Below are 19,378 nucleotides of genomic sequence, written 5' to 3' on the forward strand. Positions count from 1 at the left end.
GTCGTAATGACAACTACTTGGCCTCAATCTTAAACCTTGGCTCCTCTATCCATTCCGACTTGCACCTTGGACAGCGGGAGGGAAGGTGGATTTCAGGCCTGAAAACGAATCCGCACTTCCTGCACTGGGCGGGTTTTATGAGGAGCACCTTTCCCTCACGCTTTAGGGTTCTCTGGATGGCCTTCAGATCCTCGACTATGACCTTCTTCGCCCCCCTGCCCCTCAGTTCGAGGGCTAACGCAAGTTCTCCCGGCGAGTAATCCCTCTCCTCCAAAAGCTTTATTATGCGCTGCCTACGAGTCATCATCGCGAGAAGCTTTGAATGGTGGGATATAAAGCTTAGGGTGGGAGCATGATAATCGAGAACACCGAAATGGTTCTTAAGTCCCGCGGACTCTGCAATCACTGCCTGGGCAGGCTCTTTGCAAAGCTCGGCAGAGGGACGAACGAGGAGCGCGGAAGGGCTATACGGTTTGTCCTCAACATGGAGCGCTCCAGGCGAGGTCTGCCTCCGATTCAAGAGCCGGAAAAGTGTGAGCTGTGTGCCAACGTATTTGAGAGAATCCCCGAGCTTGTCGGGAGTATGAAAAAGGCCGCTTCCGGCATCGAGTTCGAGACGTTCCTCGTAGGTTCTCGCTTTCCGAAGGAAGTACGTGAGATGGAAGAGGACATCTGGCGGGAATTTGGAATTGAGACCGCCGAGCCGATAAACCGTGAGTTCAACCGCGAGCTTGGAAAGGCCTTCGGGAGGGCAACGGGAAAGGAGACCTCCGGCAGTCCCGACGTGGTTTTCATCGTTGAACCGTATTCCGGTGAAATTGAGCTCCAGATAAACCCTCTCTACGTTTACGGCCGCTACCGGAAGCTCTTGCGTGGCATTCCGCAGACGCCGTTGCCTGAATTCGAGGACAGCGTCGCCTCAATAATCTGCCGTGCGTTTTCGAGGGCATCCGGAGGAAAGTGCGTTTTCAAGGGTGCCGGGAGGGAAGATGTTGACGTCCGGATGCTCGGAAACGGGCGACCTTTCATAGTTGAAATCAAACGTCCCAGGCGCAGGGGCCTTGATCTGGACGCAATAGCGAGGGAGATAAACGCAAGCGGAAAGGTCGAGGTTCTGAATCTTCGCTTCGTTTCTCCAAAAGAGGCCGAGGAAGTCCTCACCCGGAATCACCGCAAAGAGTACCTCGCCCTCGTTCGTGTTGATGAGGGGGTGACCCCGGAGGAGGCTGAACTTGTTGCAGAAAAGCTCAGAGGCATTGAGATCCATCAGCGGACTCCATGGCGTGTGAGAAAGGCCAGGGCCGACAGGGTCAGGATCAGGAGGGTTCACGAGGCCGAGGCAAGGTGGCTGGATGGGAATCACTTTGAGCTCCAGCTCGTCACGGACGGGGGTCTGTACATCAAGGAGCTTATATCCGGGGACAGGGGGCGCACAAAGCCTTCGGTGAGCGATCTACTCGGAAAATCGGCATGGTGTGAAAGGCTGGACGTGCTGAACATTCTCGATGACTGAAAACTTTATAAACGGTTCTCGCCGATTGGATAGCGAAGCCATAACAGGCTTAGTTGATATGCCGAAAAGGTTTGAAAAGCTGGATACGCCTCTGCGTCCGTTGCGCGATGGATAAAAAAATCTGTGAGGTGATAGGAATGGTCAAAAAGGCCCACAGCTTTAGGAGGAAGACCCGCGGTAAGCTCAGCAAGAGCCCCAGGAGAAGGGGGCTTCCGCCTCTCACCAGGTTCCTTCAGGAGTTCGAGACCGGGCAGAAGGTCCACATAGTTATCGAGCCGAGCTACCACAGGGGAATGCCCGACCCGAGGTTCCACGGAAGAACCGGAACCGTTGTCGGCAAGCGCGGCGATGCCTACGTCGTCCAGATTAAGGACGGCGGAAAGGTTAAGACCTTCTTCATCCACCCGGTTCACCTCAGGGCCCAGAAGGGATGAGCATGATTGGGAGAAAAAAGCTGGAGGAGCGGTACCTTACGGTAGCCGAGACCAAGGAGCTCCTCGAAAGGCGCAAGGCGGAGGGTATGGAGGAGAACCCTGAGGAGCCGATGTTCTACGAGGCCAGGGTTAGCCTCGAGCATGCCGAGCGCTTTGCCAAGCTTAAACCAGAGCAGGCGATTGAGCTGAAGGAAAAGCTTATGGGGCTCTTCGACTGGATCGACGAAAGGCTCGCCGCGAAGCTCGTTGATCTGATGCCCGAGGACTACTTTGATATACGCATAATCTTCAGCAAGGAGGATTACATGCCCACCAAAGAGGAGGCCGGGGAGATAATAAGGCTCCTCGACGACTACAGGGAGTGACCTCTTCTTTTCCTTTTCCTAGACAAAGTATAAAAACTCCGGGGGGTATAATTTCTGGGGGAGAGACTATGGATAGGTACCGGAGACATTCTTACAGGGAAAGCCTCGAAAAGAAGAGGCGGAATGTTGAGTATGAGGAGTATGCCTACGTGCTGGACTATCTGCCGGAGGGCTACACCGATTTAAGCACCGGAAGGAGAAGCGGTAAGCCCGTGGCGCAGGTTATAGGTGAAAAGGCCTTCACACTCCTTGAGGTTGCCCCGAAGGAGGATCTTATGCTCTATGAAAGGGTTTTCATCGGTAAGGGGCAGAGGGATAAGATTCTCATGATAAACAAGAAGATTCACTACGATGACCTCACTGCCACCGCTAAAGCCGAGCTCCCGTACGTTGTCGAGGAGATAGTCAAGAATAACGAGGAGCGATTTATACAGTTCTTCAACGTTGCTCCCCCCATAACCAACAGACTCCACAGCCTGGAACTGCTCCCCGGCATAGGAAAGAAGCACATGTGGGAGATAATCGACGAGCGCAAAAAGGAGCCGTTCAAGAGCTTCGAAGACCTTCGTCACCGCGTTAAGGGGCTTCCCGACCCGGCAAAGATGATAGCCAAGAGAGTCGTCGATGAACTTGAAGGCAAGGACAGGTACAGGCTCTTCGTCGGTTCAAGGAGGATATTCCGCGTATGAGGGAGCGCCTTTTTTTCCTTATTTCCAAATACAATTTGAAGGCAAACTCCGACCTTGGTCAGAACTTTCTGATAGTCCCCGATATAATTGAGAGGAACATTGAGCGGGCGGAACTGCGCGAAAGAGACCACGTCCTCGAAATTGGGCCCGGCCTTGGAGTCCTCACAGATGCCCTCAGCAAACGTGCCGGAAAAGTTTACGCCATCGAAAAAGACCGCAGACTCGTTGAGGTACTCAAAAAGGAGTACGACTGGCCAAACGTTGAGATAATAGAGGGCGATGCGCTGAAGGTCGAGTTCCCAGAGTTCAACAAGATAGTTTCAAACCTCCCGTACCAGATTTCGTCGCCCATAACATTCCGCTTTTTGAAACATGAATTTGAGCGGGCGGTTCTCATATACCAGCTGGAGTTCGCTCAGAGGATGGTGGCAAAGCCCGGGGACAAAAATTACTCCCGTCTTTCTCTCATGATCCGGGCTAAGGCCCACGCTGAGCTTGTGGAGAAGATAGGCAGAGGGGCCTTCTGGCCCAAGCCGAAGGTTGACTCGGCCGTGGTGGTTCTTGAACCCAAGCCTGTGGACGAGAGAATAGAGCTCAGCGAGGACTTAGTGAGGGCCCTCTTCCAGCACCGCCGGAGCACTGCCCTGGCAGCCCTGAAGAAGTCCCACCACATGCTGGGCCTGAGCAGGGGGGAGTTCAAGAAGGTCAGGGACGTGTTTTTGAGGATACCTCATGCAGGGGAGCGAGTCTTTCAGCTGTCCCCCGAGGATGTCAAGGAGATTGAGGAGTTCTTGAGGTCCGAGGGAATCCTAAAGTAGTCACTCCGACGGTTCCTCGCCAAACAGGGTGGTGTACACGTTCTTCAGCTTCTGGTAGTGGCCGTTTTCAATGTTGGCGAGCCATATTAATGTTGCCTTGGTGTTCTCGTCCTCCGTTTTCTCGGCTAAATAGCGGTAGACGTCGTGTGCCAGGCGCTCAGTTCCCATGAGGTATTCAAGGATGTCCTTAAGGTCTCCGTGATAAACCATGTCCCTGAGCTTTTCTTTTGACATCTGTACCTCGAGTGCCGGGAGAGTAATTCTTGGGGGCTTTTCGTTGGGAAATATCTCCTTGAACATCCTGAGCAGTGCCTCTGCGTGGCCAAGGCTCTCCTTGTAAAGCTGGAAGAACAGCTTGGACACCATCTCATCCCAATTGACTTCCTTGCTGAGCTGGTGGAGCCTGTAATACATCTCCGCTTCCTTTACTTCTGAATCCATCCAGTATGCGAGCATCTCCTTATGGCTGAGTTTGGATATCGCTTCCAGTATCTTCCGGAACTTTGCCTTCTCCTCCTCGGTTCTGTAATGAGGGCTCTTCATCACGATCCCCTGCTGATATTACGACTTGGGAGCGTTTATACCTTTCGCCGGCGATTGTTTTTTAAGAGAGTTTGAGAAGTCCAGACCATGATAATAGCTATCATCGATGGCTACACCGACGAGCCCGCTGGACTGGGTGTTCCCCCTTATCTGGGCATATACCCCCGCTATGCGTACGGTGCCATTAAAAAGGCCAGGCATGACGCCCGGGTGTTTTACCTCACCATAGATGACCTCAGGGCAACGTTCGAGGGGGATAGAGGAATAGCTACCAAGAACAAAACTCCAAACTTTCCGGAGACAAGAAGGATACTCGAAAAGGCCGATGTTTTGGTATACATAGGGGGGCTCCACACTCCGGGCAAATACCTGTCTGCAGTGCCCTCACAGGTTGAGGAAGTTGCAAGGTTCCTCAGGCCGTTTGGGGGGATTAAAGTACTCGGCGGGCCTGCGTTCATGGGATCAGCACACAGCGGCGGTACAAAGATCAGTTCCCGCGAACTGATGCTGGCCAGTGCGGTTTTCGACCACATAGTCTACGGTGACTTGGAGGCGTTTCTCCACGACTTCATTAAGAATCCCGGCGAGGCAGACCCCTTCCGTTTCAGAACTTATTGTGAACTGCGGGACTACGCTCTTCTCGGTGCCGAAGTCGTTAGGCAGTTTCCGGATTATCCCGATTTCGTTATAGTTGAGATTGAGACCCAGCGTGGATGCCCAAAGGCCATGGGAATAGGTGGGTGTTCCTTCTGCACTGAACCCGTGAGGTACAGCTCGATAGAGGATAGGCCCATCGAAGACATCGTGGACGAGGTCAAGACCCTTTACCGGCTCGGCGTTAGGCACTTCCGTGTTGGGAGGCAGAGCTGCATATTCTCCTACATGGCAAAACCGAACGGCCGCGTTCCGGTTCCCAATCCCGACGCAATTGAAAGGCTCTTTAGAGGAATCCGTTCCGCCGCGCCTGACGTCAAGACTCTCCATGTTGACAACGCTAACCCGGCGGTTATAGCCAACTATCCCGAGGAGGCCGTCAGGATAGCGAAGGCGTTGATAAAATATGGGACCCCCGGTAACGTGGTCGCCTTCGGCCTAGAAAGCGCCGACCCAAGGGTGGCCAAGCTTAACAACCTCAACGCGACTGCTGAGGAAACCTATGAAGCCGTTAAGGTTCTCAACGAGGTCGGCGGAAGGAGGGGGCCAAACGGGATGCCGTGGCTTCTTCCGGGAATAAATATCCTCTTCGGACTTCCGGGGGAGACCAAGAGGAGCTACGAGCTAACGTTCCAGTTCCTGAAGCGCCTCCTGGATGATGGGCTGATGGTGAGGCGCATAAACATCCGGCAGGTTGTCGTGTTCCCAGGCACGCCGCTGTGGCACCTCAAAGGCAAGCTCAAGACTGAAAAGCACAAAAAGCTCATCCAGCACTATAAGTACAAAATACGGCACGAGATAGACCTCCCAATGCTGAAGCGCGTTGTTCCCGTTGGGACGGTGCTTCGAGACGTCCGTGCGGAGGTGTTCGACAACGGGCTCACATACGGAAGACAGATAGGGAGCTACCCCCTAATAGTCGGTATTCCCAAGAGGGTTGGGCTGAACAGGTTTTACGACGTTCTGATAGTCGACCATGGATTCAGGAGCATAACCGGAATCCTTGTGCCGGTGAACGTGAACACCGAGTCCTCCAAGGTTCTCCAGTACCTCCCCGGCATCGGAAAGAGAAACGTCGTGGAGATACTCTCCAAGAGGCCGTTTAGAGACAAAGATGAGTTCTTTGAGGTTGTGGGGGAGGAGAAAAGGAAGATGCTGGAGGGGATAATCAGCCTGTAGTGGCCGTGCTGTTCTGGGGCCATGAGAACCTGATGATGTTCTCGATGAGAACGACCTCTGCCCTCAATGTCTCGTCTGTCGTTCCTTCTATCACGAGCACGCCCTTGCGCGGAGCGAATATCCTGTTCTCCTTAGCGTCTTCTGCGGGGCCGATAAGGATGACGGCGAGGTGGTTCTCGTTTCCTATTTTACCGCGCCCGATGTCCACCTTGGTCCAGAAGTTCAGATAGGTTTTTCTGTATCTGAGCCACGTCTGGTTAAATGCGTACTGCTTGGCTGTGGCGTTGTCGTATCCCATCTGGAGTCCTTTGATGTAGTAGTTTGTCGTGAATATGTTGGAGACCACGCCGGATATCTCCGAAACGGCGAGGGTTCTGTACCTGCAGTCACCCACGTACAGCTGGGGGGAGTCCTTGCAGTTGGTCACGGAGGGGTCTCCCATCACGATTGTGAAGTACTCATAAACACTCCTGAGCGTCAGGTTGAGGTCAACCTCTGGACTGCCCGTGATGTAGCTGTCCACCGTGATGTTGAAAAGCTTTGAACCTGCAGGGGGTTTAGTGCCCTCCTCGATCAGCTTCTGGTACTGCTCTGCGGTCAGGGCGTAGAACTGGCCGGAGGGGGTGTATATCATCACGTAGTGAGTTGATGCCTTCGGCGCTCCGGGGTTAAGGACGGTGCTGAAGTTATGGTACGAGTACAGCACGTAGCTGATTGGAGCCACAACGACTATGAGGACTACAAGAACCGCTGCGAGTCTCCTTTGATCCAATTCTAAAACCCCCAGAAAAGGGAATTAAAATAGAAGGGAAGGCCTTCAGAGGCCAGCGATGTACTCCATAAGGGCCTCGGCGGCGACCTTGGTCTCGTCCCTGGTAGCACCGGCGACGATGACGACGTCGTAGCCTCCAAGGGCGTTCTGGATGTACTCGATGTCGCCTGGGCTGTTGTACCAGTCGACCTGGCTGATGTTCTGCTCAACGAGGTACTTGGTGATGCTGTTGGCAACCGGACCGCCGATGAGGATGAGGTTGCTTCCCGGGTCGTCCATGTTGACCTCGTAGTCCATGACGGTTATCGGCTGGGTAACCGGCTTGAGCATGGTGACGTCGCCGTAGATGCCCTCGACGTAGTAGTCGGTGTCGAGGACCTGGTCGCCAGCGGCGAGCTCCTTCTCGACGACGGTGCCCTCCTTCTCCTTGAGGCAGATGTAAGCGTAGGCGACGACACGGTCAACGTCATCGATGGTGCCGTTGCCGTCGATGTCGTAGTTAACATCGGCCTCGTTGAGGGTCTTCAGCTCGAACTTGTACCAGAGGTTGTAGGTGCCGAAGATGTCGACCGGGTTGCCTTCGAGGGTATCAAGGTTGGTGAGGGTGATGTTTGTGATGTACCAGGTGCCGCTAACGTTGGCGGTGCTGATGGTCATCTCCCAGGTCTTGCCGTCGTAGGTTATGATGTTGCTGACTCCATCGTTGGCGTAGGTCTTGACGTCGACCTGAGCCTCGATGCTGGCGATGAGGTGGCCGTCGATACCGACGAAGGTGTCCCTGAGGGTGAGGATAACGCTTCCGTCGCCGAAGACGTCAACGGCCGAGTCCTTGGTGAGGATGAGCTGGTCGCTCTCCTGGCCGGTGACGGCGTTCTTGACGGTGACAAGGGCCCTCTGGTCGATGATGCTTATGTCGAGGACGGTGACGATCCAGTCGGTGCCCTCGATGGCCTGTGGCTGGCCGACCTGGTACCAGGCGGTACCCTTGTCGAGACCGGCGGTGAACTGGCCGTTGTCAACGCTGAGGACGTAGTAGGTCTCGCCAAAGACCGTGAAGGTGTCACCGGCACCGACGCCCTCGCTGTAGGTGCTGACGATGGTTCCCCCGTCAGCGGCAACGTTTGCGGCGTCGCCGATGTAGTAGTTGGTAACGTTCTGGTACTCGGCCGGAACGCCCCACTCGGGGTACTCGGCCCTAATCTCTTCGGTGGTTGTCACGCTGTAGTTGTAGAGCTTGTAGTCAACGAAGACGGTGACGTTGCCCGGGGTGACGACGAGGTCAGCGTCCTTGGGCGGCCTGGTTTCGTCCCAGGTGCTCGGGTCCTTGGAGCTGAGGCCTATCTTGCTGAGGGTGATGTGCCAGTCGATGAGCTGCTCGTCGTTTATCTTGTCCCTGTCGGCGAGGGTGGTGGTGACGGTGAACCAGTCCTTCCACTGGGCGTAGGTGTCAACGTAGGCGGCGCCGTTCCACCAGTAGTCCCCCGGAAGCTCGTCATAAGTAGTGGCCCAGTTCTCGCTACCGTTGATGGTGAGGCCGTGGTCAACGGTCATGGTGGTGTAGTTGTAGGCGTAGATGGCCCAGCTGTCGATGGTCGCGGGCGGGTACTCGGCCTTGACCTTGACGTAGCCGTTCTGGATCTCGGCCTGCTCGGTGGTGTAGAGCAGGCTGCCAAGGGCAACGGCAATGTCAGCGGCGCTGGCAACGTCCATAGCAGCAGCGGTACTTCCAACGACGATTTTAACGTTCGGGGTTCCATCGGCGTTAACGAAGAAGTCCTTCGGTATGTTCGGAACGGTCGGCTGAGCGCTGGCAAAGCCCATGGTGGCTCCAACCATTGCGGCACCAATTGCAAGGGCCGCGATCTTCTTCACTTTCATTTTCCCAACACCTCCTTAACTTTGGGCTTACGCCCTAGGATGGTCTAATATGCATTGTCAATGACTTTCTACCCGGTTAGGGTATATATACTTTTCGCTTTCAGACCCTTTCTCTGCTTAAAAAAAGCTCGCTCATTGCCGTAAAAATGAAAGGAAGCTTAATTAAATGCCTATAGGCTTTTCGCCTTTTGCCGATAATATCACGGGTTCAATTTGAACTCCGTGTTCTTCTTCTCCATGAGCTGCCTCTTCACAGGCCTTGTAACCAGTTCATTAACGAAGCCACCGAGGTCTGTCAGCGTGTTTTGGAGCTCGTTGGCCGTGATGTCTATAATCTCAGGCTCTATTATGGAGATAGCAACGGGGGCGTACTTTGCGGTCAGCTGAACGAGCGTCTCAAACGGTGACAGAAGCTCCGCCGCGAGGAGGCCTTTGAAGTTATCCCCCTCCATCTGTCCCTGGACGACGAGCTTATTTATCTTGCATCCTTCAATGGTGAGGGCCTTTCCCATGGTGGTCTTTATGCCCTCCTCGTTCTCTCCGAAGACCTCAACGACGAAGCGGTAGAGGATGTTCCTGTCCTCAACGATCAGCTCTTCAATCTCCTCCCTTGAATAGCCTATCCTCGGGTCAGGGATGTCGTCGAGCCTGGGATAAACTGCCAGGCCGCCGAACTGTTTCATGAGCTTTCCCATGAACAGTGAGATTTCTCCAAGGGTTTTCATGAGATCCTTTGACTCAATCTCCAGTTTTCCGGGTCTCAGGACCTCCACAACTGCCGGAGAGTACCGCAGGGTCAGCCGGACTATATCCCCAAGGGTCCCCTCCAACCGGGCTTCTATGACCCCCGAATACTTAAGAAGCTCCTCCTCCGGGGTTTCCATGACCTCCTCCAGATTTACGTACTTAATTTTGACGCCCTTTTCATTCTGGAGGTTTTTTGCAGTCTCCTCCAGAGCCCTTTCTAAAACTTTCTTGTCGTTGCCTATGCCCTCAATGTAAAAAATAACCTCAATCTCGGCCAATTTCACCACCACATCCAGCTATATCGCTTTTTTCGATACGTGCCCACTATGGGGATGGGCTCACCGCAGTATTCACACCTTCCGTCTTTCACATGATACTCGGTGATTTTGAATCCCCAGCGGACTATTAAAGGTTTGCCACAGCCGGGACAGTAGGTGTTCTCGCCCTCGTGACCGGGCACGTTGCCGATGTAGACGAACTTGAGTCCCTCCTCCCTGGCCACTCTGTACGCCCTTTCAACCGTCTCGACTGGAGTCGGCGGAAGGTGGCCCAGCCTGTAATGGGGAAAGAACCTGGAGAAGTGAACCGGGGTATCATCGCCGAGGTTTTCAATCACCCAGCGGACGAACGCCCTGATCTCCTCCTCCCCATCGTTCAGCGTAGGAATTATCAGGTAAGTCAGTTCAACGTGGATTCCGAACTCCTTTTTGGCCATCTCCGCAGTCCTCCTGCTCGGCTCACCGCTTGGGACGCTGGCTATCCTCATGTAGAACCTGTCGCTGAAGGCTTTGATATCGATGTTCATGGCGTCTATGTAAGGGGCGAGCTCCCTGAAGGGCTCCTCGTTTATGTAGCCGTTGGTTATAAGGAGGTTGTAGATTCCTTCCCTCTTGGCCAGCCTGGCCGTGTCAAGGACGAACTCGTACCAGATGACTGGTTCGTTGTAAGTGTAAGCTATGCTCTCACACTCATATTTTTTGGCCAAGGCGACTATCCCCTCGGGCGTGGCATCATGGAGGTACGGGAAGCTCTCGTCCGTCTGGCTTATCTCCCAGTTCTGACAGTGCTTGCAGTGCATGTTGCACCCAACCGTGCTTACTGAAAGGGCACACGAGCCCGGCCAGAAGTGGAAGAGGGGCTTCTTTTCAACGGGATCCGCTGCAACTGACGATACTTTTCCATAGTTAAGGGTGTAAAGCTTTCCGTTGATGTTTTTTCTCACCCGACAGGAACCGCGCTGGCCCTCATCTATTATGCAGTTGATGGGGCACAGTCTGCACCTCACCCTTCCGCCCTCAAGCGGCTCCCAGTGCATGGCCTCTCGCATAGGTCTCACCGGAGAATAGTAGGCTCACTTCCGTTTAAGTTTTTGGTACCTTTCGTAGTACTCGCTTATCGTCAGGAACTCTGCCCCCTCTCTTTTGTAGTGGTCTATCAGCCTTCCGAGGAGGGAGATGGCCTGATCCCCGGTGTTGAACCTGCAGTCCCACCTTATCTTTTCCCTCTGCATGGGGACAAACTCCCATGGGTGGGCAAAGTAAACTCGGGGTTCTCTCAGGCGGCCGTGAATAATCCTTTGAATCCTCCAGGGGAGTCGTATGACGGAGGACGTGGTTGAAGCGGGGACCTCCAGGACATCTCCAAAGAACCTCACACCCCCGCGGTAGCCCTTGTACGTTGCCTTCGAGGAGTCCACAAGAATGCCGTTTTTTGACAGTATATCATAATAGTAATTAGGGAACTGCAGGTTGGGGGCGCGGAATGAGACCACGTCCCCAAACTTACGCAGTACCTTAAGCGACTTTTCGATGGCCTTTTCGCCTTCCTCTCTGGTGAGCTTGTCCAGCCGCTCGTGGTTGTAGTTGTGACTCCCCAGCTCGTGTCCCTCGTCGATGACGCGCCTCACGAGTTCCGGAAAGCGCCTCGCCATCTCGGCTGTAAAGAAGAACGTGGCCCTCACCCTTTTCTCTGCCATTAAGTCGAGGAGCTTTGGCAGTCCCTCCTCCATCCCCCTCATGGTCGTGAGATACGGCGGACAGTCGTGCTCCACATCGAAGGTTATCGAGACCATCATGGGCCAATCCCCCGGACCATCTTGTAGAAGACGTATCTCCTGTCGACCTCGTCCCTCATGTCGATTGTGCGTTTGTATATCCTCAGCAGCTTACGCAGAACAACGTCCCACGAAAATTCTTTTTCCGCGCGCTTGCGGGCTTCCGTGCCCATCGCTATAAGCCTCTCCCTGTCTTGGAACGAGACGGCGAGGTTTTCCATCATGCCCTCCTCGCTCTCCGCTAAAAGGCCGGTGACCCCGTGGACTATCATATCCGATAGGCCGCTCTCGTTCCTCCCGATTACGGGCCTCCCGGTTGACATGGCCTCCAGCCCGACGACCGGAAAGGCTTCGAGTATTCCGGGCATCAGCACCATATCGGCCGCCCAGTAAAGGGGCAGAAGCCGCCCCCTCTCGATAAAGTTGTAGAGCTCGGTTATCTCACCAATACCCGTCTCGCGCAGGTATTTCTCAAGGAGGGGGCGCATGGGGCCGTCACCTATCATGACGAGTCTTACCTTTCTCTTGGGGATGCCGCTCTTCTTGAGAGCGCCCTTTATCATAAGAGGTATCCTGTGGGCCTGCTTCCTCTCGGTCATTCTCCCCAGATACAGGACGACGATTTCGTCCCTGACACCGAGGCTCTTTCTGGCGTTTTCCCTCTCTTCTGGTTCCGGAGGGCGCCATCTCTTGACGTCTATCCCGTTGGGCACCACGATGACTGGACGTCCCCGGAGCTTCTCCCCGAGCAGGTTCCGCGTGTCCTCAGCCACGGGAGTGCTGACCGCGACGAAGGTGTCTATCCTCTTGAGGTGATGTCTGACAAATGCTCCGATGAGAGAATAGAGGGGGGGCTTTCCATAGAACGAGTGGTTTGTGGCCACAACGGGGACGTTCCGTATTCCCCGGGATATCTTGGAAACCGCGATCGCGAGGGGGGAGTATATACTGTGGACGTGCGTGATGTCGAAGTCCAGTTCCTTGTAGAGTTCGTTTATCCTCCAGAACTGTGTAAAGCCCACACTTGAGTGGTATTTGCGGAAGTACAGGGTTCCAGGAAACCTGAGTACCGGATAGGGGAAGCTGTCTATGTATGGCTTCATATAGCGGTAATCGTGTGTCAGGACGTAGGGTTCGTGTCCCATGAGAGCGAGGTTGCGGGCGAGCTCATCAATGTGAGACTCTATTCCCCCGATTTTAGGGTAGAACCAGTCGGATGCTATTGCGATCTTAAGGCTTTCCATATTTCGACCCCTCCGGACGTCAGGAGGACCGCTAGTCCCACTAGGCTGCTGGCGACGTACGACACAAAGCGCTCTAGGAGGGTTATCGAAACCGCGAGCGCCATTGGGATTCCGAAGTATGTGAGTGTTCCCACCAGACCCCCTTCAATTATCCCAACACCGCCCGGAGTGAAGGCGATGAGGCCAAACAGGAGGTTAGCTATTGAGATGACCGCTATAAAGCTCCAGGCAAGGTGAAGCCCGAAGGCGAGTGTAATAAGCTTCAGCCGAACAACGTCGAGGAGCCAGACCGTGGAACTGAGGAGAACCGCTATGATGTTGAGGCTGTGCATGTTTCTCAGGGAGGTTATTTTCTCCATCTCCTCGGGGGTCACGGGGGTTCTGAACAGGCGGAGTGAGAGCCTGACGAAGGAGTCCCATTTAACCCATATCAGGAATATGCCTGCTATGCCCAGGATCACGAAGGGGATCGGTTCCTCCGATGAGAAATACATCATCCCAACGAGAAACAGGCCAAATACCGGAATCGTCTCGAGTATGCGCTCGTAGACTATGCTGACCGCGGAGACTCCTGCGGGGATGTTGGCCTTCTTGGACACCCACGCCATCCTGAGCAGCTCCCCTCCGCTCCTGCTCATTGGGGTGACGTTGTTCATGAAGATTGAGGCGAGTATGGCCTTGACGAGCTCGTGAAGGGGGGCGTCCTTCCCCACACCCCTTAGAACGAGCTTCCAGCGGATGCCGTAGAGAACAACGCTAACATAGTACGTGAGGAATGCCAGGGTCAGGTACTTAAGGGAAGCGGTTCCTACCACTGAAAAATACTGCTTCGCTGATGCGATAAGGCTCTCCAGCATAGTCACGACCTACCTTAAGTCGGTTCGGGATTTTAAAACGTTATCGGAACAACACTCTATACGTCCCCTTTGCTGTTCTGTGAAGGTGTTCCCAGCCGAGAAGGGGCATCTCCTGTCTTTTTCCATCGATGGTAATGTATACGCCGCTCCCTTTCTCGACGCGTCCTATTACTGTGAACTCCATCCGGAGGCTCTCTACCATTTTCTCGGGTATCGTGAAGACGAGTTCGAACTCCTCTCCGCTGGCGAGGGCTATCTCGATGGCGCTCAGTCCAAGTGCCTGGGCGGCTTCAATGACTTCTTCCCTCACCGGTAGCCTCCGGGCATCGACCTCTATCCTTACCCGGCTCATTCCTGCCAGCAGGTGGAGTTCTTTGGAGATCCCATCGCTGATGTCTATTGCAGCGTTCGCTGAGGTGCTCAGCTCAACCCCCTCCGTAACCCGAGCCCTGGGTTCGAGGAGCTTCTCATAGAGGGATTTCCTTACCCTTCCGGGCACATCAACCCCGTGCTTCCAGAGGAGGAGTCCTGCCAAAGCCCGTCCTATGTCTCCTGTTACACAGACGAGGTCCCCCGGCTTTGCCCCGCTCCTTGTTAGGAGCCTCCTCGTTCTCCCAAGGGCGATTCCGTCTATTATCAAATCGTCTGCCTCGTTGGTGTCGGCGCTCAGGACGGGAAGGTTGTAGAATTCGAGGGCATCTCCAATTCCCCTTGCAACCCCATCCAGATAGTCCATGTCAATGTCCTCGGGGACTCCAAGGGAGAAGAGGAATCCCAGGGGTCTTGCCCCCATGGAGGCTACATCGCTGACGTTCATGGTGACGGCCTTAAACCCGACCTGCTCGGGCGTCATTATATCCGGTACGTCCGTTTTTCTCACGAGCATGTCGTTCGTCGCTACGAACCACTCGTTCCCGAGCTTAATCGCTCCCGCGTCGTCCCCCAGAGGTAAATCACCCTGCATTCTGAGGTGTTTCATAAAGAGCTCGATTATCTCCCTCTCCACCTTTACCCCCACTCCCAGTTGGGTGATGTGATTTAAAGCCTTCGCCAAGCTTTTATGTTGTTGACACCAAGGTAAGTGCGTGGTAAAGATGAGGGAGCTGAGGTACAATCCTCTGACCGGTCAGTGGGTCATGGTCTCGGCGGTGAGGAAGAAACGCCCGTGGAGGCCGAGGAACTTCTGCCCCTTCTGCCCCGGGAGCGAAGAGACCGGTTACGGCTGGGAGGTTCTTCTGCTTCCGAACAGGTTTCCTATGCTGTCCTTCGATGCCCCCAAGCCCGAGAGGGCCGGATTTTACAAAAAGGCGAGGGCACTCGGCCAGTGCAGTGTGATAGTCGAAACGCCCGAGCACGACCTCCGAGATCTCGATGAGCTTCCCATCCATGCCGTGGCCAGAGTTGTTGAATTATGGAAAAACATAACCGCAGAACTGAAGAGAAACCCCCACGTTGCCTACGTTTCAATCTTTCGAAACAAAGGTGAGGAAATCGGCGTTAGTCTGACCCACCCCCATGGCCAGCTCTACGCGACACCGTTCATACCGCTCAAGGTTCGCCTCAAAGTCCAGAACTCCAGGGAATACTCCAAACGCACCGGCGAGTGCCTCTTCTGCAGGCTCCTGCGCGAGGAGCTGAAAGGTGAAAGGGCGGTATACGAGAACGAAAGCTTTGCCGTGTTCCTTCCGTTCTTTGCAAACTGGCCCTTTGAAGTCCATGTCTATCCGAAAAGGCACGTCCAGTGGCTCACCCAGCTGGTGGATGAGGAGCTCACAGATCTGGCCGACGCCCTCCGCGTTGCGACTGGAACCCTCAACACCGTCCTGAAGAGGGACATGCCGTACACCATGATGGTCTATCAGGCCCCGTTCAGGGGAAACTATGATTTCTATCACCTCCACGTTGAGTTCTATCCAATCCTGAGGGAGAACGGCAGGATCAAATATGCTGCGGGGATGGAGATGGGGACGTGGGACTTCACCTACGATGGAATTCCAGAGGAGAACGCGGAAAAGCTGAGAGAAGCCTGCAGAGAGGCTATAAAAAGAATCGGCGCAAGGGGCAGGTGCTTCACTTAGTCCTCCGGCTCCCCCCTAGGAACTTCATGAGACTCGTCTGCCTCGGCCGGTATTCCTCCTTTGGGACTTCGACCTCAAGGGTTTCGAGATCATCTATTCTGGCTTTTCTTATCTCCTCTGGCAGTCGTATCTCTCCGTATTTTCCCCCACCGCCGGGTATCACTATGAGCTTGCCTTCCCTGTACGCCCACACGGCCTTTGCAACCTCCTCGTGGACCTCCGCCAGACCCTCAAGCGGGACATCGACGAGAACCCGTATTTCGCTCCCGAACTCCTTCAAAAAGCGCTCCCAGATCATCCTCACGGCCTTCGTTTCGACTCCCTTCCCTATGACCATGGCGATTATCTCAGCTAGGGGAGCCAGACGAAGGTATGGCGGCCTGTCCTTGGGCCTATCTTCCGTGTCGGCCAGCTCAAGGATTCTGTCGTGAACGCCCTTCTTTATTCTGCCGCTACACTTCGGGCATTTCCACTTGAACCCCCTCGCCTCCTCAGGAGAATATTTGGCATAGCAGCGGGAGCATGCCGTAAGGTGATACTTGCCCAGCCTCGGGTCAAGGCCGGCGTTGAGGACGATCTTTCTGCCTCCCCTCTTTAGAATGGCCTTCCGTATCTCCTCGAATGTCGCTTCCTTCACTTCAAAGCGGTTGAACTCCCTCCCGAGGCGGTGGGGCATAGGGGAATGGGCGTCGCTGTTGCTGAGGTAGGTCAGGGAGTGGTGGGCCTTTATCCTGTCCGCCATCTCTGAGTCCGCCGAGAGACCCAGCTCAAGGAAATGAACCTTCGCCCCCTGGTATGCCTCCCTGAGGCTGTTGTACTCTTTGTAGATGGCCGTCCAGGGCGTAAAGGCGTGCGCCGGCCCTATCAGGACACCGAGTTCATTAGCAATGTCGGCTATCTCCGCCGCTGAAAGGCCAACCCTCGGTCTTCCCTCGGTCTCTATGTCTCCAGAGTACTTCCTCAGCTCCTCCCTCATCTCCCTGACGGTGGAGATGTTCGGAAAAATCAGGACGTGGTGCACCCTTCTGCTGTCTTCGACCTCTGCCGTGAGGAGAAATCGGATTCCCTTTCTTTCGTAGGTTCCTTCGCTGACCTTCTCTGTGTACCTCAACAGTTCCTCCTCCCACTTCGGGTTGAGTATGTCCCCCGTCCCGACTATCCCGAGGCCTTTGAACCTGGCGTTCTCGGCGAGGTTTGGAACAGTCATGGATTTTGAGACGGCCTTCGAGTAGTGGGAATGTATGTGAAGGTCTGCATCTACGTGCATGGGATCACCTCATTCTATGTACATACCCTCCAAGCCCCGGTAGTAGGCGCGGTATATGTCCCTCTTCGTCACGACTCCGACGAGCTTCCTGTTCCTGGGACTTTCCAGCACGGGCAGGAGGTTCTGGTCGTAGGCCATGAGCTTTTCAAAGGCATCCTCCGCGGTTTCCGTCGGATACGTCACTCCGTAGGAGCGGCGAAGGAAGCGCTTCACAGGCATTCTCTTAACGCTGGAGGACTTTTTCAGGATGTCCTTTATGCCGATTATTCCCACCACTTCCATGTTCTCGTTGACCACGGGGAAGCAGTCGTGTCCGGTTTCCCCTATCAGGTGCTCCACGTAGAAGAGGGTCTGCTCCTCGGTAACGTAGACGGGGTTCACCGTCATTATCTCCCCGACGGATATTGTCTCAAGGATGACCGGTTTTCCCGTCGTTACATGGTAGCCCTTTCTGGTGAGCTTGAGGGTGTAGATGGATTCCCCCTTGAGGAAGAACCTCGCCGTGAGGAAGCCTATGGTTGCGGAGGTCATCACCGGCGGGAGAACGGTGTAACTCCTCGTCAGCTCGGTGACCATGAGTATCTGGGTAAGGGGTGCCTGAGTCATGCCGCTGAAAAAGGCCGCCATCCCCGCAAGGGCATAGACGGAGGGACTGGAGGCGTGGGCTGGCAGGAATGCCTTTACGACCTGGCCGAAGGCCGCTCCGAACATCGTCCCTATGTAGAGGCTCGGGGCAAAGACACCGCCACTCTGTCCGGAGCCGAGGGTCAGGGCGGTGGCCAGCATCTTGACCAGTCCGAGAATTATGAGGAGCCCTATCGCCAGCTCCCCGTAGAACGCCATCCTCATGCCTTCGTAGCCTATCCCGAATATGCCGTACGCCGGGAACAGCATCCCGAGAACACCGACACCAAAGCCGCCTATTGCCGGCTTCATAATCTCGGGCACTTTGGCCTTTGAGAACCTATCCACCATCCCATAAAGGAACCGGGCATAGAACGCGGCGAGGACGCCGAGAAACAGCCCAAGGAGAAAGAACAGGGGAAGCTCAAAGATTGTGTGTCCTATCCCGCCGGGGATATCTATCTCCACCGCCCTGTTGAGAACGGCCAAGGTGATCGCGTTGCCGGTGACGGCGGCGATGAATATGGGCACGAGGTTTATCGAAAAGGCACCCATGTAGACGACCTCAAGGGCGAACATCGCCCCTGCCAGCGGGGTGTTGAAGGTGCCCGCTATACCTGCCGCCAGGCCGCAGGTCACGAGGAGCTTCCTCATTTCCTTGGACATGTCGAACCAGCGCGCTAGGATTGACGTTAAGGCCGCACCTATGAACCCTATTGGCCCTTCGCGCCCGACGCTCCCCCCGGAGCCTATGGTTATGGCCGTGGCTACCGTTTTCAGAACGGCAAACTTTCCGGGGATGTTGCCGCCTTTAAATATGACCGCCTCTATGACCTCCGGGATGCCGTTCCCCTTGATTTCGGGGCATTTGATCACGAAGAACGTGACTATGAACGCGCCAAGGGTGGGGAGGAGTATGTATCCGACGTTGAAGCCCCCCACACTGTAAGAGACGTTCGGAAGCAGCCACTCGAAGAAAAGCCTGTGAACGACGCCTATGAACACCCTGAAGACTATCGCACCCAAGCCACCCACTAGGCCGGCCAGGATGGAAAAAGCGATGACAACACCCCACTTTTTAAGATAGCCGCGTTTCGATGTCATCAATGGGGTATGGGCATCACAAATAAAAAGCTTAAGCTTTTATACCCTTCACTCGGAAGGGTCTCTGGTGGGACTATGAAGGTTGAAGGATTTGTTGCTTCCCTCAGAAATGCCGAGACCATAGGTGAGCTCTTTAGGATACTCGCGCAGAAAGGTGCTCCCATCGTCGAGCTCGATGGAAAGAGGTTCCTCATCGTCGTTGAGGGCGACTTTGAAGGCAGAAAGTTCTGGACCGAGATAAACGGAGAAAAGGCCAACCAGGCCCTAGGAGATGCGATGCTTAACTCCTCAAGCTTCCCGTTCAAGTGCAGGAAGCCCTACACAGGGGGTAACGTAATCTTCGTGAGCTTCGATGACGTTGAGGTTGGGGAGTTCCTCGTTGCGTACCGCGACCCGGACTACGGCATGTTCTACCACGTCAAGAACGGGCGGGCCGAGGAGATAACAAGGGAGGGGTACGAGGCTCTTCTCCCCAAGATGCCTGAGTTCAGGATAAAGTCCATGAGCGAGGAGGAAATGAGCGCCATGGGGGCATTCTTCGGCTGATTGTAAAGGAAAA

Annotated in this window: 20 protein-coding genes; 8 read left to right on the top strand and 12 right to left on the bottom strand. The window is 54.8% G+C overall.

The window, feature by feature from the left end:
- Positions 1–13 precede the first annotated feature (13 nt).
- Positions 14–307, bottom strand: coding sequence for a transcriptional regulator (locus tag F7C11_RS06500; RefSeq protein WP_297092097.1), 294 nt, complete (start codon positions 305–307; stop codon positions 14–16).
- 45 nt (positions 308–352) lie between these two features.
- Here F7C11_RS06500 and F7C11_RS06505 point away from each other — a divergent pair, with 45 nt between their 5' ends.
- The 5 genes from F7C11_RS06505 (at position 353) to rsmA (ending at position 3,819) form a co-directional block, all read left to right on the top strand.
- Positions 353–1,513, top strand: a complete 1,161-nt coding sequence (locus F7C11_RS06505) for a tRNA pseudouridine(54/55) synthase Pus10 (protein ID WP_297092099.1) — start codon at positions 353–355, stop codon at positions 1,511–1,513.
- Positions 1,514–1,650: 137 nt separating this feature from the next.
- The gene (locus tag F7C11_RS06510; protein WP_088180131.1) at positions 1,651–1,947 is read left to right on the top strand and encodes a 50S ribosomal protein L21e; all 297 of its coding nucleotides are present in this window, start codon (positions 1,651–1,653) and stop codon (positions 1,945–1,947) included.
- 2 nt (positions 1,948–1,949) lie between these two features.
- Entirely contained in the window at positions 1,950–2,312 is a 363-nt protein-coding gene (locus tag F7C11_RS06515) for an RNA polymerase Rpb4 family protein (RefSeq protein WP_297092102.1), read from the top strand.
- 68 nt (positions 2,313–2,380) lie between these two features.
- A complete protein-coding gene (locus F7C11_RS06520) occupies positions 2,381–3,001 on the top strand; it encodes a DUF655 domain-containing protein (protein WP_297092104.1) in 621 nt (206 codons plus the stop codon).
- Entirely contained in the window at positions 2,998–3,819 is an 822-nt protein-coding gene (gene rsmA / locus F7C11_RS06525) for a 16S rRNA (adenine(1518)-N(6)/adenine(1519)-N(6))-dimethyltransferase RsmA (RefSeq protein WP_297092106.1), read from the top strand. Before F7C11_RS06520 ends, rsmA begins: the two co-directional genes overlap by 4 nt.
- Here the strand turns inward: rsmA and F7C11_RS06530 are convergent, their stop codons facing one another.
- On the bottom strand, positions 3,820–4,362 hold the full coding sequence (locus tag F7C11_RS06530; RefSeq protein ID WP_297068884.1) for a ferritin family protein: 543 nt from the start codon (positions 4,360–4,362) through the stop codon (positions 3,820–3,822).
- Positions 4,363–4,449: 87 nt separating this feature from the next.
- Between F7C11_RS06530 and F7C11_RS06535 the strand changes: the two genes are divergently transcribed.
- A complete protein-coding gene (locus tag F7C11_RS06535; RefSeq protein ID WP_297092109.1) occupies positions 4,450–6,195 on the top strand; it encodes a radical SAM protein in 1,746 nt (581 codons plus the stop codon).
- On the opposite strand, the gene F7C11_RS06540 is transcribed toward F7C11_RS06535, so the two are convergent.
- From F7C11_RS06540 to F7C11_RS06575, 8 genes are all read right to left on the bottom strand, one after another.
- Complete coding sequence (locus tag F7C11_RS06540) at positions 6,185–6,967, bottom strand: hypothetical protein (protein WP_297092111.1); 783 nt, start codon at positions 6,965–6,967, stop codon at positions 6,185–6,187. The two genes, F7C11_RS06535 and F7C11_RS06540, sit on opposite strands and share 11 nt — an antisense overlap.
- 45 nt (positions 6,968–7,012) lie before the next feature.
- Positions 7,013–8,845 carry an S-layer protein gene (locus tag F7C11_RS06545; RefSeq protein WP_297092113.1) on the bottom strand — a complete coding sequence of 611 codons (1,833 nt, stop codon included), beginning with the start codon at positions 8,843–8,845 and terminating at the stop codon, positions 7,013–7,015.
- A 200-nt stretch (positions 8,846–9,045) separates the two neighbouring features.
- The gene (locus tag F7C11_RS06550) at positions 9,046–9,870 is read right to left on the bottom strand and encodes a hypothetical protein (RefSeq protein ID WP_297092116.1); all 825 of its coding nucleotides are present in this window, start codon (positions 9,868–9,870) and stop codon (positions 9,046–9,048) included.
- A gap of 2 nt (positions 9,871–9,872) precedes the next feature.
- Entirely contained in the window at positions 9,873–10,919 is a 1,047-nt protein-coding gene (gene amrS, locus F7C11_RS06555) for an AmmeMemoRadiSam system radical SAM enzyme (protein ID WP_297092300.1), read from the bottom strand.
- Positions 10,920–10,943: 24 nt separating this feature from the next.
- A complete protein-coding gene (locus tag F7C11_RS06560) occupies positions 10,944–11,666 on the bottom strand; it encodes a polysaccharide deacetylase family protein (RefSeq protein ID WP_297092117.1) in 723 nt (240 codons plus the stop codon).
- Positions 11,663–12,889: a glycosyltransferase family 4 protein gene (locus tag F7C11_RS06565; protein ID WP_297092119.1), complete on the bottom strand. Its 1,227-nt coding sequence runs from the start codon at positions 12,887–12,889 to the stop codon at positions 11,663–11,665. The genes F7C11_RS06560 and F7C11_RS06565 overlap by 4 nt, the downstream gene beginning before the upstream one ends.
- Positions 12,865–13,746, bottom strand: coding sequence for a flippase-like domain-containing protein (locus tag F7C11_RS06570; RefSeq protein ID WP_297092302.1), 882 nt, complete (start codon positions 13,744–13,746; stop codon positions 12,865–12,867). The genes F7C11_RS06565 and F7C11_RS06570 overlap by 25 nt, the downstream gene beginning before the upstream one ends.
- A gap of 40 nt (positions 13,747–13,786) precedes the next feature.
- Complete coding sequence (locus tag F7C11_RS06575) at positions 13,787–14,752, bottom strand: thiamine-phosphate kinase (protein ID WP_297092304.1); 966 nt, start codon at positions 14,750–14,752, stop codon at positions 13,787–13,789.
- Positions 14,753–14,840: 88 nt separating this feature from the next.
- Between F7C11_RS06575 and galT the strand changes: the two genes are divergently transcribed.
- A complete protein-coding gene (galT, locus tag F7C11_RS06580; RefSeq protein WP_297092306.1) occupies positions 14,841–15,824 on the top strand; it encodes a galactose-1-phosphate uridylyltransferase in 984 nt (327 codons plus the stop codon).
- Here galT and F7C11_RS06585 read toward each other — a convergent pair.
- Complete coding sequence (locus F7C11_RS06585) at positions 15,817–17,091, bottom strand: TIGR00375 family protein (RefSeq protein WP_297092121.1); 1,275 nt, start codon at positions 17,089–17,091, stop codon at positions 15,817–15,819. The genes galT and F7C11_RS06585 overlap by 8 nt on opposite strands.
- Positions 17,092–17,100: 9 nt before the next feature.
- Entirely contained in the window at positions 17,101–18,819 is a 1,719-nt protein-coding gene (locus F7C11_RS06590) for a chloride channel protein (RefSeq protein WP_297092123.1), read from the bottom strand.
- A gap of 75 nt (positions 18,820–18,894) precedes the next feature.
- Here F7C11_RS06590 and F7C11_RS06595 point away from each other — a divergent pair, with 75 nt between their 5' ends.
- Positions 18,895–19,365, top strand: a complete 471-nt coding sequence (locus tag F7C11_RS06595) for a hypothetical protein (RefSeq protein ID WP_297092126.1) — start codon at positions 18,895–18,897, stop codon at positions 19,363–19,365.
- Positions 19,366–19,378 lie beyond the last annotated feature (13 nt).

Origin of the sequence: Thermococcus sp., assembly GCF_015521605.1 — an archaeon.
GTDB lineage: Archaea > Methanobacteriota_B > Thermococci > Thermococcales > Thermococcaceae > Thermococcus.

Coding starts and splice junctions, on each gene's coding strand:
- F7C11_RS06545 (WP_297092113.1), bottom strand. CDS start 8,845: ATGAAAGTGAAGAAGATCGCGGCCCTTGCAATTGGTGCCGCAATGGTT.
- F7C11_RS06515 (WP_297092102.1), top strand. CDS start 1,950: ATGATTGGGAGAAAAAAGCTGGAGGAGCGGTACCTTACGGTAGCCGAG.
- F7C11_RS06560 (WP_297092117.1), bottom strand. CDS start 11,666: ATGATGGTCTCGATAACCTTCGATGTGGAGCACGACTGTCCGCCGTAT.
- F7C11_RS06500 (WP_297092097.1), bottom strand. CDS start 307: ATGATGACTCGTAGGCAGCGCATAATAAAGCTTTTGGAGGAGAGGGAT.
- F7C11_RS06595 (WP_297092126.1), top strand. CDS start 18,895: ATGAAGGTTGAAGGATTTGTTGCTTCCCTCAGAAATGCCGAGACCATA.
- F7C11_RS06505 (WP_297092099.1), top strand. CDS start 353: ATGATAATCGAGAACACCGAAATGGTTCTTAAGTCCCGCGGACTCTGC.
- F7C11_RS06510 (WP_088180131.1), top strand. CDS start 1,651: ATGGTCAAAAAGGCCCACAGCTTTAGGAGGAAGACCCGCGGTAAGCTC.
- F7C11_RS06520 (WP_297092104.1), top strand. CDS start 2,381: ATGGATAGGTACCGGAGACATTCTTACAGGGAAAGCCTCGAAAAGAAG.
- amrS (WP_297092300.1), bottom strand. CDS start 10,919: ATGCGAGAGGCCATGCACTGGGAGCCGCTTGAGGGCGGAAGGGTGAGG.
- rsmA (WP_297092106.1), top strand. CDS start 2,998: ATGAGGGAGCGCCTTTTTTTCCTTATTTCCAAATACAATTTGAAGGCA.
- F7C11_RS06565 (WP_297092119.1), bottom strand. CDS start 12,889: ATGGAAAGCCTTAAGATCGCAATAGCATCCGACTGGTTCTACCCTAAA.
- galT (WP_297092306.1), top strand. CDS start 14,841: ATGAGGGAGCTGAGGTACAATCCTCTGACCGGTCAGTGGGTCATGGTC.
- F7C11_RS06530 (WP_297068884.1), bottom strand. CDS start 4,362: ATGAAGAGCCCTCATTACAGAACCGAGGAGGAGAAGGCAAAGTTCCGG.
- F7C11_RS06590 (WP_297092123.1), bottom strand. CDS start 18,819: ATGACATCGAAACGCGGCTATCTTAAAAAGTGGGGTGTTGTCATCGCT.
- F7C11_RS06570 (WP_297092302.1), bottom strand. CDS start 13,746: ATGCTGGAGAGCCTTATCGCATCAGCGAAGCAGTATTTTTCAGTGGTA.
- F7C11_RS06535 (WP_297092109.1), top strand. CDS start 4,450: ATGATAATAGCTATCATCGATGGCTACACCGACGAGCCCGCTGGACTG.
- F7C11_RS06585 (WP_297092121.1), bottom strand. CDS start 17,091: ATGCACGTAGATGCAGACCTTCACATACATTCCCACTACTCGAAGGCC.